At 38.8% G+C, this 16,698-nt stretch carries 14 protein-coding genes; 10 read left to right on the forward strand and 4 right to left on the reverse strand.

Annotation, left to right across the window (positions count from 1 at the left end; genetic code table 11):
- Nucleotides 1-19: 19 nt before the first annotated feature.
- The 5 genes from GYM74_RS04320 to rhaM all read left to right on the forward strand — a co-directional run bounded on the left by GYM74_RS04320 (nt 20) and on the right by rhaM (nt 4,783).
- Complete coding sequence (locus tag GYM74_RS04320) at nt 20-1,273, forward strand: L-rhamnose isomerase (protein ID WP_220219260.1); 1,254 nt, start codon at nt 20-22, stop codon at nt 1,271-1,273.
- Between the two features lie 10 nt (nt 1,274-1,283).
- On the forward strand, nt 1,284-2,105 hold the full coding sequence (gene rhaD, locus GYM74_RS04325) for a rhamnulose-1-phosphate aldolase (protein WP_220219261.1): 822 nt from the start codon (nt 1,284-1,286) through the stop codon (nt 2,103-2,105).
- A gap of 60 nt (nt 2,106-2,165) precedes the next feature.
- Nucleotides 2,166-3,200, forward strand: a complete 1,035-nt coding sequence (rhaT, locus tag GYM74_RS04330; protein WP_220219262.1) for an L-rhamnose/proton symporter RhaT — start codon at nt 2,166-2,168, stop codon at nt 3,198-3,200.
- 24 nt (nt 3,201-3,224) lie between these two features.
- Nucleotides 3,225-4,379, forward strand: a complete 1,155-nt coding sequence (fucO, locus tag GYM74_RS04335) for a lactaldehyde reductase (RefSeq protein WP_220219263.1) — start codon at nt 3,225-3,227, stop codon at nt 4,377-4,379.
- Between the two features lie 89 nt (nt 4,380-4,468).
- On the forward strand, nt 4,469-4,783 hold the full coding sequence (rhaM, locus tag GYM74_RS04340; RefSeq protein WP_220219264.1) for an L-rhamnose mutarotase: 315 nt from the start codon (nt 4,469-4,471) through the stop codon (nt 4,781-4,783).
- A 42-nt stretch (nt 4,784-4,825) separates the two neighbouring features.
- Here rhaM and GYM74_RS04345 read toward each other — a convergent pair whose 3' ends face one another.
- Both GYM74_RS04345 and rhaS read right to left on the reverse strand, forming a co-directional pair.
- Entirely contained in the window at nt 4,826-5,680 is an 855-nt protein-coding gene (locus tag GYM74_RS04345; RefSeq protein ID WP_220219265.1) for a helix-turn-helix domain-containing protein, read from the reverse strand.
- A 30-nt stretch (nt 5,681-5,710) separates the two neighbouring features.
- Nucleotides 5,711-6,535 (reverse strand): HTH-type transcriptional activator RhaS, encoded by an 825-nt coding sequence (gene rhaS / locus GYM74_RS04350; RefSeq protein ID WP_220219266.1) that lies wholly within the window; start codon nt 6,533-6,535, stop codon nt 5,711-5,713.
- Between the two features lie 317 nt (nt 6,536-6,852).
- Between rhaS and GYM74_RS04355 the strand changes: the two genes are divergently transcribed.
- Nucleotides 6,853-7,653: a DUF1266 domain-containing protein gene (locus tag GYM74_RS04355; protein WP_220219267.1), complete on the forward strand. Its 801-nt coding sequence runs from the start codon at nt 6,853-6,855 to the stop codon at nt 7,651-7,653.
- Between the two features lie 85 nt (nt 7,654-7,738).
- Here GYM74_RS04355 and GYM74_RS04360 read toward each other — a convergent pair whose 3' ends face one another.
- Complete coding sequence (locus GYM74_RS04360) at nt 7,739-8,545, reverse strand: helix-turn-helix domain-containing protein (RefSeq protein WP_220219268.1); 807 nt, start codon at nt 8,543-8,545, stop codon at nt 7,739-7,741.
- Nucleotides 8,546-8,954: 409 nt separating this feature from the next.
- Between GYM74_RS04360 and GYM74_RS04365 the strand changes: the two genes are divergently transcribed.
- From GYM74_RS04365 to GYM74_RS04375, 3 genes are read left to right on the forward strand one after another with little or no spacing between them, the layout of a single operon-like run.
- The gene (locus tag GYM74_RS04365; protein WP_220219269.1) at nt 8,955-10,523 is read left to right on the forward strand and encodes a hypothetical protein; all 1,569 of its coding nucleotides are present in this window, start codon (nt 8,955-8,957) and stop codon (nt 10,521-10,523) included.
- Between the two features lie 20 nt (nt 10,524-10,543).
- Nucleotides 10,544-11,899: an MFS transporter gene (locus tag GYM74_RS04370; RefSeq protein ID WP_220219270.1), complete on the forward strand. Its 1,356-nt coding sequence runs from the start codon at nt 10,544-10,546 to the stop codon at nt 11,897-11,899.
- 37 nt (nt 11,900-11,936) lie between these two features.
- A complete protein-coding gene (locus GYM74_RS04375; protein WP_220219271.1) occupies nt 11,937-13,121 on the forward strand; it encodes a carbohydrate porin in 1,185 nt (394 codons plus the stop codon).
- A 236-nt stretch (nt 13,122-13,357) separates the two neighbouring features.
- Here GYM74_RS04375 and GYM74_RS04380 read toward each other — a convergent pair whose 3' ends face one another.
- Entirely contained in the window at nt 13,358-14,776 is a 1,419-nt protein-coding gene (locus tag GYM74_RS04380) for a sodium:proton antiporter (RefSeq protein ID WP_220219272.1), read from the reverse strand.
- Here GYM74_RS04380 and GYM74_RS04385 point away from each other — a divergent pair.
- A complete protein-coding gene (locus tag GYM74_RS04385) occupies nt 14,775-14,912 on the forward strand; it encodes a hypothetical protein (protein WP_220219273.1) in 138 nt (45 codons plus the stop codon). The two genes, GYM74_RS04380 and GYM74_RS04385, sit on opposite strands and share 2 nt — an antisense overlap.
- Nucleotides 14,913-16,698 lie beyond the last annotated feature (1,786 nt).

Here is a 16,698-nt window from a genome sequence, read left to right on the forward strand (position 1 = left end):
TTGAATTAAGGAGCATCAAATGAGTGAAGTTGAAAAGGCATATCAAATTGCCAAAACCCGATTTGAGCAGCTAGGTGTCGATACCGATGCCGCAATCGCCGCAATGGCAAAGCTACCGATATCGGTGCATTGCTGGCAGGGCGATGATGTCGTCGGCTTTGAAAAACTAGAAGGTGAATTAACAGGCGGCATTCAAGCAACCGGCAACTATCCGGGTAAAGCACGTAATGCCGATGAGTTAAGAGCTGATTTAGATAAAGCCTTTAGCCTGATCCCGGGTCCCAAAAGATTAAATTTACATGCATGTTATTTAGAGGCTGATCACAAAGTCGATCGTAACGAAATTAAACCGGAACATTTCGCTAATTGGGTAAATTGGGCGAAACAACAGCATATTGGACTTGATTTTAACCCAACTTACTTTTCTCATCCTCTAAGTAATGAAGGTACGTTAACCCATGTCGATGATGAAATTCGCCAGTTTTGGATCGATCATGGTAAAGCTTGCCGTAAAATCTCAGCATATTTTGGCAAAGAGCTTGGCACCCCTTCGGTGATGAATATTTGGCTACCGGACGGCATGAAAGATATAACCGTCGACAAGTTTGCGCCTAGACAACGTTTAGTTCAAGCCATTGATGAGATCATCAGTGAAAAACTTGATCCCAAATATCATATTGATGCGGTTGAAAGCAAACTATTTGGTATTGGGCTTGAGTCTTATACTGCCGGATCAAACGAATTTTATTTAGCCTATGCAACTTCACGTAAAACGGCGCTATGTTTAGATGCCGGGCATTTTCATCCAACCGAAGTGATTTCAGATAAGATCTCCGCAGTAATGCCGTTTGTTGAACACTTATTATTACACGTCAGCCGCCCGGTTCGTTGGGATAGCGATCACGTGGTTTTATTTGATGACGAAACCCAAAACATTGCCAGTGAGATCATCCGTAACAACTTATTCGATCGCGTACATATTGGCTTAGATTTCTTTGATGCCTCAATTAACCGTATTGCCGCTTGGGTGATAGGTACCCGCAATATGAAAAAATGTTTATTAAAAGCCCTGCTTGAGCCGACCGAAAAACTCAAACAGTACGAACGTGAGCGAGACTTTACCTCAAGACTTGCGCTTTTAGAAGAGCAAAAATCGTTACCATGGCAGGCGGTTTGGGATAAGTATTGTCAATTAAACGATGTACCTGTCGGCAGCCAATGGCTCGAAGAGGTACGTCAATATGAAACAGCGGTATTAAGTCAACGTAAATAAGGTGAAAACAATGCAACAGATTCAATCTTCTTGGTTTGTCCAAGCAATGGTAAAAGCGACTTATGATATGTGGCTAAAAGGTTGGGATGAACGTAACGGCGGTAATGTCAGTTTAAGATTATTAGAAAGTGACATAATTTCATTCCAAAACGACTTTTATGCTAATCCTCGCCACGAATCATTAACGCAAGATGTGAGCAAATTAGCTAACCAATATTTTATTGTCACCGGATCGGGCAAATTCTTTCGTAACGTCATTTTAGATCCTGCTGACACGTTGGCTGTGGTCAAAATTGACGAACAGGGCAAAGGTTATTACATCATGTGGGGACTGGTAAATGGTGGATTACCTACTTCAGAGCTAGCGGCTCACTTGCAATCACATATCGTGCGTATTGAACACAGTCAGGGTAAAGATCGGGTAATTATGCATTGTCATGCAACCAATCTTATTGCTTTAACTTATGTGCTTGAGCTTGATACAGCGGTGATTACTCGATTGTTATGGGAAATGAGTACGGAATGTTTAGTTGTCTTTCCCGACGGTGTGGGTGTGGTTCCATGGATGGTGCCCGGCAAAGACGAAATCGGCTATGCAACTGCCGAACAAATGGCGAAACACACGCTTGTGTTATGGGCATTTCATGGCGTCTTTGGCACCGGCGCTACATTAGATGAAGCCTTTGGTCTGATAGATACCGCTGAAAAGTCTGCTCAAATACTGGTCAAAGTCTTATCAATGGGCGGCAAACGCCAAACTATCACTACTGAACAATTTAAGTTATTGGCACAAAGGTTTGATGTCAAACCAATGCAGGAGGCGTTGCAGTAAAAAAGCTGTTTTATCAAAAGATAGATGTCATTATCTTTTAATAAATATAAGGATACAGATATGAGTAGTTCAATTATTTTAGGCATTTTTTGGCACTTTATTGGTGCCGCTTCTGCCGCCTGTTTTTACGCACCACTAAAAAAAGTCAAAAATTGGTCTTGGGAAACGATGTGGTCAATCGCCGGTATCTTTTCTTGGATCATCCTTCCTTGGTCGATTAGCTATTATTTGCTCCCGGATTTTTTGGGATACTACGGCTCATTCGGTTTTGATACTTTACTTCCGGTGTTTTTATTCGGCGCTATGTGGGGCGTTGGTAATATCGGTTATGGGCTAACCATGCGTTATTTAGGTATGTCTATGGGCATAGGTATTGCAATTGGCATTACCTTGATTGTTGGCACACTGATGACGCCGATTATACAAGGTCAATTTGGTGAACTCATTGCCTCAACCGGCGGTAAAATGACCCTGCTTGGCGTTGTTATTGCTGTTATTGGCGTTGCGATTGTCACTTATGCCGGATTACTAAAAGAGAAAACCCTTGGGGTACAAGTTGCCGATTTTAACTTGAAAAAAGGGCTGTTACTTGCTGTGATGTGTGGGATTTTTTCTGCCGGCATGTCATTTGCCATGAGCGCTGCTGTCCCTATGCATAATAAAGCTGCTGAACTGGGGGTTGATCATCTTTATGTCGCCTTACCTAGTTATGTCATCATCATGGGCGGTGGTGCAATTATTAATCTGGGCTTTTGTATTATACGCCTTTGCTACCAACCTGAACTCTCCTTTAAAAAAGATATCGCTATTGCCAAATCGTTACTAATCAGTAATGCCTTGTTCGCCATATTAGGCGGTGCAATGTGGTACTTCCAATTTTTCTTTTATGCTTGGGGACATGCCAATATCCCGGCTGATTATGGCTTTATGAGTTGGATGTTGCACATGAGTTTTTATGTGCTATGTGGTGGCATTGTTGGATTGGTATTAAAAGAGTGGTTTGGCACCGGCAGTAAACCTGTGCGTATATTGTGTCTGGGTTGTTTGGTAATTATTGTTGCCGCCAACGTGGTTGGTTTAGGCATGGCAAATTAAATAAATAGTTAAAGGAAAAACATTATGTCTTATCGCATGATTCTGAACGAAACGTCTTATTTTGGTGCTGGCTCAATCAGCCATATTGTTGATGAAGTGAAAAAACGGGGTTTTAAAAAAGCGCTTGTCGTCACCGATAAAGATTTAATTAAATTCAATGTCGCCACTAAAGTCACCAAATTATTAGATGACAACGGCTTTGATTATCAAATTTTTGATGAAGTGATACCAAATCCAACGATCGGCATTGTTCAAAAAGGGGTAGAGGTTTTTAAAACGTCGGGAGCAGATTACATAATTGCTATTGGTGGCGGTTCACCGCAAGATACTGCTAAAGCCATTGGTATTATTATCAATAACCCGGAATTTGCCGATGTGCGAAGTTTGGAAGGGGTCGCGCCAACCAAAAAGCCTGCCGTCCCGACCATTGCCATACCGACAACCGCCGGCACAGCGGCCGAGGTAACCATTAACTATGTGATCACCGATGAAGAGAAAAAGCGTAAATTTGTCTGCGTCGATCCGCATGATATACCCGTTGTGGCAATTATTGATTCAGACATGATGGCAAGTATGCCAGCAAGCTTAAAAGCGGCAACCGGCGTGGATGCATTAACCCATGCGATTGAAGGTTATATTACAAAAGGTGCTTGGGAGCTGTCAGATATGTTTCATCTAAAAGCGATTGAAGTTATTTCACGCGCTTTACGTGATTCGGTAAAAGGCATCGCTAAAGGGAGCGAAGATATGGCTTTAGGGCAATATATTGCAGGTATGGGCTTTTCAAATGTTGGATTAGGCTTAGTACACGGTATGGCACATCCGCTAGGCGCTTTTTATGGCACACCACATGGTGTAGCAAATGCAGTACTATTACCCCATATCATGGCTTACAATGCTGATTTTACCGCGGATAAATTCCGTGATATTGCTAAAGCAATGGGCGTTACCGGCACGGACAGCATGACAACCGAACAAGCCAGAGTGGCGGCAGTTAATGCGGTAAAACAGCTTAATGAAGATGTCGCTATCCCCGCCACTTTAAAAGCGATCGGCGTTAAATTGGAAGATATACCGGCGCTGGCGCAAGCGGCTTTTGATGATGTGTGCACCGGTGGCAATCCACGGCAAGCAAGTGTAAAGGATATTGAACAATTGTATCTTGCCATTTATGAATAACCATTAGCAAATGAGCACGCTTGAAACAGACCGATACGGATTAATTGGTCTGTTTCATCTGCAAAAAAATCCAACAAAAAGGAGTTGTCATGATAAGAAAAGCCTCAATTATGCAAGTTCATCCCGACAAGCATGCTGAATATAAAAAACGTCACGATGAAATATTTCCGGAACTGGTTAAAGTGTTAAAAGACCACGGTGCGCACAACTACTCAATTTTTCTTGATAGTAAACGCCACCTACTTTTTGCTTATGTTGAAATCGAATCAGAAGAGCGCTGGCAAGCGGTAGCACATACTCAAGCTTGTCAAAAATGGTGGGCATTTATGCAAGACATTATGCCGAGTAATGCAGACAATAGCCCGATCAGTGAAGCGCTCACAAGCGTTTTTTACCTCGAATAAAGTTAACTCTCTTTCATATTGATGAAAGAGAGCTGACATAAATCAAACCTGTTTTAACTTATCTTGAAATCGAGACCGATAGATAGACGGTGTTTGCTTCAACTCTTTTTTAAACACCGCCGAAAAATAGTTACTATCGTTATAACCGCACTCAGCAGCGATAATACTGATTGAAAGCTGGGTATTACGAAGTAAAGACATGGCTTTACATAACCGGCATTTTTGCAAATACTCATTAATGGTCATACCGGTTTGACTTTTAAATAAACGACTCAAAGAACGTGCGGCAATATTGTATTGTTTGCAAAACATCTCTAAATTAAACGCACTGGCAATACTGTTATGTAATACCGTAAATAAAATATCTAATTGATGCGTCGCCGTAGGTGACTGCTCATTAGGCTGTTGTTTAATACGATCTAATAAAATAACCAGCTGTAAAAATAGCGCTTCAGATAAGTGGATTGATGCTAGGTTATTTTTTTGCAACTCGATAGTTAATTGATCAATAAGTGGAGAGACCTGCTTAATAAAAGAAGGATGAATACGCCATATCCGCTCAGTATGTTTTGCCGTTTGTTTAGGTAAATAATTCTCAATAGCTGAAGATAAAAACAGTTGTTGCCTTAAATATAAAACATTAATCAACTTCAAATTATTCACCGATTCATAACCGTGAATATCACTTGGATTAATATACAAAATATCACCGCTGGTAATCGGATAGATATAATCATTCCAATGATGTAAACCATTACCCGAACAAACAATAACAATTTCATTAAAATCGTGAAAATGGAGCGGAAAAGGTTGTTGATGATCTCGCTTTTCGACAGTAACAGTATTCATCGGTGAAATAAAATAGTCTTGTTTGTATAAACGTAAATACTTCTCCATAAATCTGTTCCTGACCTAAAAATGACAGCACTAATGATAACGCTTATCGGGATCTTTGCGTAGCGTTTGTGGTGAAAAATTAAACTCATGTTTAAAGCATGTTGAAAAATAAGCGCTATCATTAAAACCACACTCCTGTGCAATAGTGGTTATGGACTTATCGGTATCAATGAGTTGAGTATAAGCATCGGCTAAACGTAATTTAATTAAATACTTTTGCGGAGTGATACCTATCTCATTTTTAACATGGCGATGAAATGACCGTAACGATAACGAAAACTGCTGCGTCACTTTTAGCCAATCAATTGGCTCTTTAAAATGCACTTGCAAATAACGCAGCAGTTGCTTAACCCGATTATCGCTTGACCCGCTGCCTTGATTAACATACTGATTTTGCTTAAACAGAATGAGCAGTTGTAAGAACAGGCTTTCTTGATAAGCACTCGACTCATCGTTGATATGATTGAATTGCTGAAGAATATATTGAATATTTTGATCACACTTCTTATCAAAAAAATAGTGCGAGTGGAGTGGATCATGTTGTGGTATCAACTGATGAATGCCATTTATAAAATTAAAGCTACTGGGATCTCGAAATAAAATATTGGTGAGATGTAAATTGTTCACATTTTCATACAGATGACAATCGGTTGCATGAATATAAAACATCATGCCCGGATAGAGATCAAACAATCGCCCATTCAAAATATGCTTACCGTAGCCGTTGGTGACAATGACAATCTCGTTAAAGTTGTGAGTATGCTCAGGGTAGACAGGTTGAGGCTCTCGAGGTTCTACAGTGATCTTTTGCTCACTAGACGAAAAAAAATCTTTATCAAGTAACTTCTGTATCATGGCGAACCTCATTTTTTTTAAAACTTACAACCACCATTTTAAAAAGTAAATCAAACTCACACCTTTAATATTTGGACAGCTAACCGAATATTTTGGCTATAAATTATAGCTGTACGTGAATTTTTATTAAAAATGTGCGAAGCTTCACATTTTTAAAATCACTTCATTAACACAAATCAGTAATAGCTAAATTAACACAAAACCGCTTATTTTTTTATAGAATAAAAAATACTCATATTTCATCTTGTTGAAGGCTATTATTTATGATACTTTTTATCCACTTTATTTGACTTATATTAAAAAAAGAAGACGTTTACATGGAAATTTTAATTGTTATTCTGATATTTTTGGTAGTCCTGCTTGTAAAATACAATAGAGTCATTACAATCCTCATTAAAACCCTAAGACACAAACCCTTTCCTCAAAATACCAACAAACCTGAACAACTGACAATCGACCAGCAAAATGCGCTATCTGCTGGGCTAATTATTGCTGAACAGCATATGTTTTGTTGGGATAGCTTAGAAAGTGATGCCCGAAACTCCGGTAAAACAGAACAGAAATATCGTTTAGGTACAGCTTGGGATGTGTTTTCTCCTCAAAGCGCAGTTGAATGCTTATCCTCTTTTGGGTCATTTCACAAAATTGTTAATAACGCGATAGAAATTTATCTTAATGTTCCCAAAGAACAGTGGCAAAGTTATATTAATGACCAAATCCCGGAAGATTATCGTGAAATTATTGGGGTGTATTGCTCAAGGTTAGATCAAGTATCTGCAATTTTAATTGAAAACAAAGTCGCCGAAAATCAGGAAGAAGTGCACCAAATTTTACTTCGAGGCGCTATTGCATGGGATTTAGGCCGCATTGTTTATATTGCCAGAGCAAGCTATATTGCGGGCTATATCAACAAAGAGCAAGCATGGCAAGCGATTAACTCAGTCTTACCTGTTGTTAAAGAACATTTTGCCAATTGGAAACAATTTGGTCAAAGTTATATGCTGGGTCGTGCCGTATATCAGCCTGATGATGCATCGATTCCGGGCTTATTTGATATTTACACACAAGCGACCACTTCTGAAGATAGTCCATGGCTAAAATACCCATTAAATAACTAATTTATTGCTTGTGACAGGGTGAACTGTCACAAGCACTCAAATACATTCTAATCTTCATTCAATATTCAACCATAATAAATAAAAGTTAATTAAATTTCCGCTCTTCTGACGGCGTAATTCCAAAGGTCTTTTTATACAGAGTGGTAAAGTGAGTACTATTAATAAAACCGCAAAGTAATGATATTTCGGTAATAGTCATATCACTTTCTCGAATCTTTAATCTTGCTGACATTAACCTTAATCGTTTGATGTAATTTTCCGGCGTTAATCCGGTAGCTTGTTTAATGTGCCTAAACATGGTTCGTAACGTTAAATGAAAACGTTGAGCAATATCATGCCAATCATATTGATCAAAGCAGTTTTCTTGTAAATGATTAAGGAGCAGATGCAATTTATAGCGAGTATTATTTTTTTGTGCTTGTCCTTGCGATTGATTGATAATCGTGATGAGTTTAAAAAAAAGATATTCACGCACCGCTAAAGGTGTTTCTAAATTAAAGAGCTGGTCAATCACCATATTACATTCTTTGCGTAAAGTGGGAGTAAGCCAGATATAAGAATTTAAATCACTTGCGGAAATGGGATTTAAGAGATTTTCGATTTTATTTAAAAACACAAAATTACGATTAGGGTTAATCAGCACATTGGTTAATTTCAAAGTACCTAAATCGTCATAAAAATGGTAATCATGACCACGCACCAAAAACACATCGCCTTGTTGAATAAATAGCGGTTTGCCATTAATCACATGTAAACCATGCCCTTGTTCGACTATCACAAGCTCGTCAAATTCATGATTATGTTCAAGACTATTTCCTTCCGGATCACTTTTATAAAGCGCTAATTTATCAGATTCAGAATTAAAATAGGTGGCAATTTTTAAAGTATTCATCGTGTCAGTCCTAAATTTTAAATTAATCTTAAAAAAGTGATGATTGAAAATATTCAATTTAGTTAACCGTCAATCGCTTAGCTTAAATCGCCTCATCGCGGGTTATCATCCTGCTCTTAGCCTGTTAGCGGATTAGTAAATAAAAAATATTGCTGATGATTTATCGCAACAGTTTGAAATTAAAAACGATTATTCTGGTTATTGATGGTTGCAAAATGCAATTTTCAATCCGTTTATTAACACAATAAAGTAATCGACTTTTAGATAAAAAATAATAATTCAAAAAATGTGAACTTCCTCTACCTAATCTTTTTGCTGCTGCCATTTATCCTGCCAATCTGGCATTAACAAGGTGGCTGGGTTAATTCGGGCATGGCTATACTTTTAACTCTATTTACAGGAGGAATGTATGGCACAAGAGATACAGAAAAATGATCATGTCGTTATGGTTAAAGATAAATCTTTCATTGCAAAAGCCGAAAAGTTATTGCCCACTCTTCATCACAAAGCTATTTACCCGCAAGACATTATTACACTAATTCAAGACCCTACCGCTATTTATGGTTGGTCGGCTAAAGTGGTGAGCAGTGCACATGAGTATTTCACAAAAGCCTTTCAATCGGGTGAGAGTTTTATTATTGATTTTGGTCAACACGCAGTGGGTTATTTATCGTTTTTGTGCCAAAGCGTTGGCAGTCCACCTGATGCGCCAGCGCATATCAAGTTCACTTTTGGTGAAACGCTGTGTGAAGTGGCTGAACCTTTTAGCCAATATCAAGGCTGGTTAAGCAAAAGTTGGTTGCAACAGCATGATGAATATATCGATATTTTACCGGCCAAGGTCGACCTAACGCGCCGTTATTGCTTCCGATATTTAAAAATTGAGGTGGTTTCCTTGTCGCCAAAATATCAGATTAAATTTCAAGATATCACCTTAAATACCGTCAGCTCAGCGCCGGATAATTGTGTTATCTATCAAAGTAACGACCCGCAGTTAGCAAAAATCGATAAGGTTTCAGTGCTGACACTACATAACTGTATGCAAGAGGTGTTCGAGGACGGGCCAAAACGTGATCGTCGGTTATGGTTAGGTGATTTACGGCTGCAAGCGTTGGTTAATGATGTCACATTTAAACAGTATGATTTAGTGCGCCGATGCTTATATCTGTTTGCCAGTCATCGCCGTGAAGACGGTATGGTATCGGCCAATATTTTTGTTAAACCCGATATTATCGCTGATGATACCTTTCTATATGATTATTCGCTTTTTTATGTCGATGTGCTTTATAACTATTTTCTGCAAACACACGATGAACAGACCGTTAAAGAGCTATGGCCAATTGCGCTAAGACAGATCGAAATTGCTCTCGAACGCTGTGATAAACATGGCTTAGTGACTGATAGTGATGATTGGTGGTCGTTTATTGACTGGCATGAAGCGTTAAATAAACAAGGGGCTTCACAAGGGGTGTTAATTTACTGCGTTGATAAAGCCCTGCGGTTAGCTCAACAGTTACAACCGGCGATAACCGCAAGCCTACAACAAACGCTCGATCACCTAAAGCAGGCGGCAAGAACATTATGGGATGATAAATCGGGTTTTTACGTCAGCGGTGCCGATCGTCAAGTGAGCTATGCAACGCAAATTTGGATGATTTTAGCTGAGGTTGATGATTTACCACAGCAACAAACACTGATGCGCAATCTGCTCAATTCTCCTCCTGCAATTAATATGAATACCCCATATCTGCGTCATCACTTTATCGCCGCCCTTTTCAAAACCGGCATGCAACAGCAAGCCATCGATGAGATCAAAGCCTATTGGGGAAAAATGGTTGATTATGGCGCAGATACATTTTGGGAGCTCTTTGATCCGCAAAATCCAAGCTATTCGCCTTATGGTAGCAAAATCATCAACAGTTATTGCCACGCATGGAGTTGTACACCGGCATGGTTTATTCGTCAGTATTCTCTTTAAATCGATAAAAGGATTCAAACATGGTCAGTTCAGTATTTAAATTATGGCGACAACGTATAGGCTACGGAATTGCCGACCTCTCTTGTAATTTAGTCTGGCAATTAATATCGCTCTATTTAATGTTTTTCTATACCGATGTCATGGAGCTACCTGCTTACTATGTCGGTATTATGTTCTTAGTTACTCGTCTGGTTGACGGGGTAGCCGATGTCTTAATGGGGCTGGTTATTGATAACACCTCAACCCGTTGGGGGCGTTGCCGTCCATGGCTACTTATTGGTGCCGTGCCGTTTGGGCTATTATGTATATTGGCTTTTTACGTACCGGATTTTGGTACAACCGGTAAGCTTATTTATGCCTTTATTACCTATTTGTGCCTGTCATTTATCTATACGGTTGTGAATATTCCTTTTTGTGCGATGTTGCCATTTTTAACGGCCGATTCATTAGAACGTACAACTCTTTCATCAGTAAGAATTCTGCTCGGATCATTAGGCTCAACCATTGTCGCTGTGGCGACACTGCCGTTGGTGAAAAGCTTAGGGCAGGGTAATCAAAATCAGGGCTTTTTATATACTGCCATTATCTTTGGTGTGATTGCCACTTTCTTTTTAATTGTTAGTTTTAAAAACGTGGAAGAGAAGATCACCATAAAACAAGAGCGCATGACGCTAGCTCGAGCTTGGCAGGGTTTAAAGGACAATACACCATGGAAGATTTTTGCCTTTAACATCTTTTTGATGTGGGGGGCATTCTTTTTGCAAATGGGCGCATTAGTTTACTATTTTAACTATTATGTGCAAAATCCGGAGTTAACTGCTGTCATTGCCGGTATTTCGACCTTTGTGCCATTAATCGGAACCTTGACCGTCCCTCTGTTAGCAAGCTATATGAAAAAACGCCACATCTATCTGTTTTCCAGCACAATCAACCTTATCGGTATGGGCATAATGATTGTGTTTGATGTGAATCAAATCGGTTTGATTGCCGGTGCGGTAGTGTTATCCATTGGCGCCGGACAACGAACAGCAATCTATTTTTCAATGCAAGCTGATCCGGTTGATTATGGTGTATGGAAAACCGGTATTAACACTGCGGGCATTTTAACCTCGATTAACGGGTTTTTAGGCAAAGTCGCCATGGCGGGTGCTGGCGCTATCACTGGCTTTTTGCTTTCATCCGGTGGCTATACCGCCAATGCCGTACAAACCCCAAGCGCACTGTTTGCGATCAAACTTTGCTATCTCTACCTCCCGGCAATTTTAATCATCGCCTCAATGTTTTGGATCGGTAAGTTTTACAAACTCGATGATATTTATGCCTCAATTTGTAACGAGCTTGAAGCAAGACGACAAATTAATGCAGATAAATCATAGTTGGACATGTTATTTAGTAATCTATAAGGAAAGGTCTATGAAGTTAAAAATAATGGTAGGCGTCTGTTGTTTATATTCCGCATCAACTTTGGCAGCAATCGAATGGCAGACAGAGCAAGGCACACTAAAATTATATGGTGATGTTGAGTTTAATATTGATGCGGCAAGTAAAAAACATCAATTAACTTCGCTTAAAACAACGGCAAAAAAGGATTTTGATGCGAAAGACGGCGATCGTTGGGATATTAATGGTCGAATCTTAATTGGTTTAGACGGTAAACGAGAGCTGGCAAATAATGCTTATGCCGGATTTTCCGTTCAGCCACTGGCTGACTTAAGTGGCAAAGTGAATTTAGATGATGCAAGCTTCTTCTTTGGGCATAAACAAGATTGGCAGATCAAAGTCGGACGCTTTGAAGCTTATGATATGTTCCCATTAGGGCAAGATACGTTTATTGAATATTCGGGCAATACCGCCAATGATCTCTATAGCGATGGATTTGGCTATATCTATATGATGAAAGAGGGACGAGGGCGCAGTAGTACCGGCGGTGCTTTAGAGTTAGCCAAACAATTCGGCGATTTCAATTTTCAAATCAATTCAATGGTAAAAGACGGTACAACGCTGTTTAACGATAGTACCTACCATGGCTATAAACTACGTAAAGAAAAAAACGTCGTCTATTTACGACCGGTTATCGCTTACAACAATGGTACCATTTCAGCAGCAGCGGCGGTTGAGCATAATGTTGTGAGCAATGCTTACCGTTATTATGATGAAGTTAAAGATAAATGGTTAGATCAATCTAAACGTACCGGCTATGGCTTAACATTTAGCTGGAACAGTGAAGGTGATTTTAATCAATCGGCGCAAGGCTTATTGATTAATTCCAGCTTGGCATATTTAGATGCTGAGCAAGAAAAAGATTTTACCGCAGGCTTAAATGGTGTTTGGAATAACATTGGTCTGGGTTATATTTTTGCCGCAAATGATATTAAAACGTTTAATCCTAACTATAAAGATAAAAGCGGAATATCAACCAAAGGCAAATATAAAATACATACTATTAATGCCTCTTATTTAATCCCAAATGTGATGGAAATGGATAATTTTAATCTTTATCTAGGGACTTATTGGTCACATCTTGATCGGGATAAAAAGCAAGGCGGTGATAGCGATAATCGCTATGGTGCAAGATTGCGATTTAAATATCTATTCTAAGTAAATCTCACTAAATTAACCAATTAATTCACACAGCAAGGTCATAATCAAACCGGCCTTGCTTTATGCTTTAATTTGCAGCATACGATTGGTTTTAAGGGCTTATTCAAAGCAAACAGAAAGCAAACCGAAAAAGGATCGTGTTGCCTAAGGATTTAACATTTCGATCCCACTAACAAGTAATTATGGATTAGCTTAACTGTGATAGCCGTAAACTAACCCATTATGCCGATTGATTAAAAAAATATCAGATGATTAACGATAAACACTGGTATTAAAATCGCCACTGACCACTTCATATAACCGAAAAAGCCGGGCATGGCGATGTTGTTTTGGCTGGCTATGTTTTTCACCATAAAATTAGGGGCATTGCCAATATAGCTCAGTGCGCCCATAAATACTGATCCCATTGATATGGCTAACAGCGTGTTTGTCAGCGTGGTCATTAACATTGGTGCATCGCCGCCGGCTAGGTTGAAAAAGACCAAATAAGTCGGCGCATTATCTAAAAAGCCGGAAAGCAACCCGGTAAACCAAAAATACATTCCATTTATTGGCTCGCCTTGTGACGTATTGACCAGCGAAACCAGTGAAGCTAAAGCGCCGTTATTGCCTGCCCGTAAAATAGCCAGCATCGGAACGATAGTGATAAAAATGCCGATAAATAATTTTGCCACTTCAATCAGTGGATCCCAATTAAACTCATTACCCGCTCGCACCTGCTTTGGCGTGATGCGGATTGAAATAAGGGTAATAACAATAAAGAATAGATCCCGTATTAAGTTGGACAGTGTGATATGGGCACCTAAAATTGTAAAACTGATAGACGATTGCCAGATGCCCGAAACCAATACATTAGCAATAATCGCCACTAATAACAGCAAATTATTTATGCCATAAACTTTCGTTGGCTCTTTGCTTTTAGCGGTCATCGTTGTTGCTAACTTGCCATATTGCCGGCAAAAATAGTGGCGATCAATCATATAATAAATCGCTAATAATATTGCCGTAGTTAGCCATACCGGCAGTAACATATGTTGTACTGTCCAACTAAAGCTTACGCCTTTTAAAAAACCAATAAATAACGGCGGATCGCCTAATGGCGTTAATCCGCCGCCAATGTTTGCCACTAGAAAGATAAAAAAGATAATGGTATGAACGGTATATTGGCGCTCTCGATTGGCTCGAATTAAAGGACGGATCATTAACATGGCCGCCCCAGTTGTACCCATGATCGACGCTAGCAAAGTGCCCAGCGCCAATAAGCCAACATTGAATTTAGGGGTACTTTTCATCGGGCTTTTAACTAAAATACCACCGGACACGGTAAACAGTGCCAGCAGTAACAAAATAAACGGAATATACTCTTCTAATATGGCATGAGCGGTTAAGTAAATCGTTGATTGTAGACCGAATGAAAACAGTGCGGAAACTAAAAATAGCAACGTCCAACCGCAAATAATTTTACCATAATGGTGATGCCATAATTGCGGTAAAAAAAGTGGCATTAAAGCAATCGACAACAAAATACCAATAAACGGCACGCCCCAAAATAACGACAAACTATCGCCATTAAATTGTGCCGCATAAAGATCAAATGGCATAAACAGTAATAACATAATTGGTAACAAGGAGCGGTAAATAGGCTTTTTCATGGCATTGTCAATTGGCTTAAAAGGGCAAAATTATAACAAATCCGAATTGATTTATCGAATAGTTATCAGTGAGCTAAAAGAGCCGGTTGATCAAATGATAGGTAAAATTATGGGCTGTTTAATCATTCACCATTAAAATCGATATAACCTGTTTATCATTGTGCCAATCGGCTATCAGTGGTTTAAGTATTTAATCATACAGGCATGATGTAATTTATTACTTTTAATTGGCTTCACAGCATAAAACACTATTTTTATACTAAAACACCTATATTTTCTGAAACTTCTTGACAAGATTTACCAACGATAATTTAAAGTTTCTTACTTGATTGCCTAAACTACTTTCGCTTTTGCTGGCTTAATTCAAACAAATTGTTAGCTTAGGTTGGCGGGTATTTTTTTGCTAAAACGTAGGTATTTTCTGAAACTTCTTGGCAAGATTTATTTGCAACAAGTTAATTATCTTGCTTGATTGGCTAAACAGCTTTCACCTTTGCTAGTTTAATTCAAACAAGTTGTTAGCTTAGGTTGGCGGGTATTTTTTTGCTAAAACGTAGGTATTTTCTGAAACTTCTTGATAAGATTAACCAACGACAATTTAAAGTTTCTTACTTGATTGCCTAAACTACTTTCGCCTTTGCTAGCTTACTTCAAGTAAATTGTTCGCTTGGGCTGGTGAGCATTCTTTATACTGAAACGCCTATATTTTCTGAAACTTCTTGACAAGATTTATCAACGGCAATTTAAAGTTTCTTGCATGATTGCTTAAACTGCTTTCACCTTTGTTAGTTTAATTCAAACAAGTTGTTCGGTTAGGTTGGCGGGTGTTTTTTGCTAAAACGTGGGTGTTTTCTGAAACTTCTTGACAAGATTTACCAACGATAATTTAAAGTTTCTTACTTGATTGCCTAAACTGTTTTCACCTTTGTTAGTTTAATTCAAACAAGTCATTAGTTTAGGTTGGCGGGTATTTTTTTGCTAAAACGTAGGTATTTTCTGAAACTTCTTGGCAAGATTTATTTGCAACAAGTTAATTATCTTGCTTGATTGGCTAAACAGCTTTCACCTTTGCTAGTTTAATTCAAACAAGTTGTTAGCTTAGGTTGGCGGGTATTTTTTGCTAAAACGTGGGTGTTTTCTGAAACTTCTTGACAAGATTTATCAACGACAATTTAAAGTTTCTTGCTTGATTGCTTAAACTACTTTCATCTTTGCTAGCTTACTTCAAGCAAATTGTTTGCTTAGGCTGGTAAGTATTCTTTATAATGAAACACCTATATTTTCTGAAACTTCTTGACAAGATTTGCCAACGACAATTTAAAGTTTCTTACTTGATTGCCTAAACTGCTTTCGCCTTTGTTAGTTTAATTCAAACAAGTTGTTTACTTAGGTTGGCGGGTATTCTTTTTACTAAAACGTGGGTGTTTTCTGAAACTTCTTGACAAGATTTATCAGCAACAAGTTAATTTTCTTGCTTGATTGCCTAAACTGCTTTCGCCATTGTTAGTTTTATTCAAACAAGTTGTTCGGTTAGGTTGGCGGGTGTTTTTTGCTAAAACGTGGGTGTTTTCTGAAACTTCTTGACAAGATTTATCAACGACAATTTAAAGTTTCTTACTTGATTGCCTAAACTACTTTCGCCTTTGTTAGTTTAATTCAAACAAGTCATTAGTTTAGGTTGGCGGGTGTTTTTTTGCTAAAACGTGGGTGTTTTCTGAAACTTCTTGACAAGATTAACCAACGACAATTTAAAGTTTCTTACTTGATTGCCTAAACTACTTTCGCCTTTGCTAGCTTACTTCAAGCAAGAACATTGCTTCGATTGGTTGCTGAACAATTGTGATAAGTGTCAATACCAACAAGTTAAAACCCAGCTTAACTATTTAGTAGGATACCGGCGAACGTAGCGAACTAGCGAAGGT

Source organism: Gilliamella sp. ESL0405 (genome assembly GCF_019469205.1).
Lineage (GTDB): Bacteria > Pseudomonadota > Gammaproteobacteria > Enterobacterales > Orbaceae > Gilliamella.

Coding starts and splice junctions, on each gene's coding strand:
- GYM74_RS04320 (WP_220219260.1), top strand. CDS start 20: ATGAGTGAAGTTGAAAAGGCATATCAAATTGCCAAAACCCGATTTGAG.
- rhaD (WP_220219261.1), top strand. CDS start 1,284: ATGCAACAGATTCAATCTTCTTGGTTTGTCCAAGCAATGGTAAAAGCG.
- rhaT (WP_220219262.1), top strand. CDS start 2,166: ATGAGTAGTTCAATTATTTTAGGCATTTTTTGGCACTTTATTGGTGCC.
- fucO (WP_220219263.1), top strand. CDS start 3,225: ATGTCTTATCGCATGATTCTGAACGAAACGTCTTATTTTGGTGCTGGC.
- rhaM (WP_220219264.1), top strand. CDS start 4,469: ATGATAAGAAAAGCCTCAATTATGCAAGTTCATCCCGACAAGCATGCT.
- GYM74_RS04345 (WP_220219265.1), bottom strand. CDS start 5,680: ATGGAGAAGTATTTACGTTTATACAAACAAGACTATTTTATTTCACCG.
- rhaS (WP_220219266.1), bottom strand. CDS start 6,535: ATGATACAGAAGTTACTTGATAAAGATTTTTTTTCGTCTAGTGAGCAA.
- GYM74_RS04355 (WP_220219267.1), top strand. CDS start 6,853: ATGGAAATTTTAATTGTTATTCTGATATTTTTGGTAGTCCTGCTTGTA.
- GYM74_RS04360 (WP_220219268.1), bottom strand. CDS start 8,545: ATGAATACTTTAAAAATTGCCACCTATTTTAATTCTGAATCTGATAAA.
- GYM74_RS04365 (WP_220219269.1), top strand. CDS start 8,955: ATGGCACAAGAGATACAGAAAAATGATCATGTCGTTATGGTTAAAGAT.
- GYM74_RS04370 (WP_220219270.1), top strand. CDS start 10,544: ATGGTCAGTTCAGTATTTAAATTATGGCGACAACGTATAGGCTACGGA.
- GYM74_RS04375 (WP_220219271.1), top strand. CDS start 11,937: ATGAAGTTAAAAATAATGGTAGGCGTCTGTTGTTTATATTCCGCATCA.
- GYM74_RS04385 (WP_220219273.1), top strand. CDS start 14,775: ATGGCATTGTCAATTGGCTTAAAAGGGCAAAATTATAACAAATCCGAA.
- GYM74_RS04380 (WP_220219272.1), bottom strand. CDS start 14,776: ATGAAAAAGCCTATTTACCGCTCCTTGTTACCAATTATGTTATTACTG.